1 protein-coding gene is annotated in these 1,409 nt (G+C 62.6%); it reads left to right on the top strand.

The window, feature by feature from the left end; all coding sequences use genetic code 11:
* Positions 1 to 1,348, top strand: a 1,348-nt coding sequence (locus ENZ74_RS31700; protein WP_127313293.1) for a replicative DNA helicase, incomplete at its 5' end; no start/stop codon positions are given.
* Positions 1,349 to 1,409: the final 61 nt, after the last annotated feature.

The raw sequence follows: 1,409 nt of genomic DNA, 5'->3' as shown, positions 1-1,409 counted from the left end.
GGCCAGCCATTTCTACGAGCCGCTGCACCGCAAGATCTATGAGGTGGCGTCCGAGTTCATCCGTATGGGCAAGGTGGCGACGCCGATCACACTGAAAACCTTCCTGCCGGCCGACGAGAAGGTTGGGGACATGACGATGGCGCAATATGTCGTGCGGCTGGCGGTCGAGGCTGTGACCGTCGTCAACGCCACCGACTATGGCCGCGCCATCTATGACCTTGCGACGCGCCGCGCGCTGATCACCGTCGGCGAAGACATGGTCAACATCGCCTATGACGCGCCGGTCGACATGGCACCCGGCGAACAGATCGAGGATGCCGAGCGGCGGCTGTTCGAGCTGGCCGAAAACGGCCGCTACGATGGCGGTTTCGAAAGCTTTTCCGATGCGTTGAAGAATGCCGTCGACATGGCCAGCGCGGCCTATATGCGCGATGGCCACCTGTCCGGCATTGCCACCGGCCTGCGCGATCTCGACCATCGCATGGGTGGCCTGCAGCCTTCGGATTTGATCATCATCGCCGGCCGCCCAGGCATGGGCAAGACGTCGCTGGCCACCAACATCGCCTACAACATCGCTGCCGCCTATGAGCCTGCCCAACAGGCCGACGGCTCCGTCAAGGCGGCCAATGGCGGCGTCGTCGGCTTCTTCTCGCTTGAAATGTCGTCGGAGCAGCTGGCCACCCGCATCATCTCCGAGCAGACCGAGATTCCATCATCGAAAATCCGGCGCGGCGATTTGACGGAAGCCGATTTCGGCAAGCTTGTCGCCTACACGCAGGAGAACCACAAGCGCCCGCTCTACATCGACCAGACGGGTGGTATCTCGATCGCCCAGCTCGCGGCGCGCGCCCGCCGCCTCAAGCGCCAGCGCGGGCTGGACCTGATGGTCATCGACTATATCCAGCTGATGCAGGGTTCATCTGCCAAGGCGTCGCAGAACCGCGTCCAGGAAATCACCGAGATCACCACCGGACTGAAGGCGCTCGGCAAGGAGTTGGGCGTGCCGATCATCGCGCTCTCACAGCTCTCGCGTCAAGTCGAAAGCCGCGACGACAAACATCCGCAGCTGTCCGACCTGCGCGAATCGGGCTCGATCGAGCAGGACGCCGACGTCGTGCTGTTCGTGTACCGCGAGGAATATTACATCAAGAACAAGGAGCCGGAGAAAGGCACGCCCGAGCATCTCGCCTGGGAGACGAAGATGATCGAGGTCCAGGGCAAGGCCGAAGTGATCATAGCCAAGCAGCGCCATGGACCGACCGGCACCGTCAGCCTTGCCTTCCAGGGCGAGTTCACCCGCTTCTCCGACCTCGCCGAGGAGCATCATCTGCCGGAAAGGTTCGAGTGACCTATTGAGACAGGTCCCATTCCTTGGCGCCCCCCTCTGTCCTGCCGGACATCTCCCCCTC

It is taken from the genome of Mesorhizobium sp. M7A.F.Ca.CA.002.15.2.1 (genome assembly GCF_003998715.1).
Lineage (GTDB): Bacteria > Pseudomonadota > Alphaproteobacteria > Rhizobiales > Rhizobiaceae > Mesorhizobium > Mesorhizobium ciceri.
This window is presented reverse-complemented; position numbering and strand designations above follow the sequence as displayed.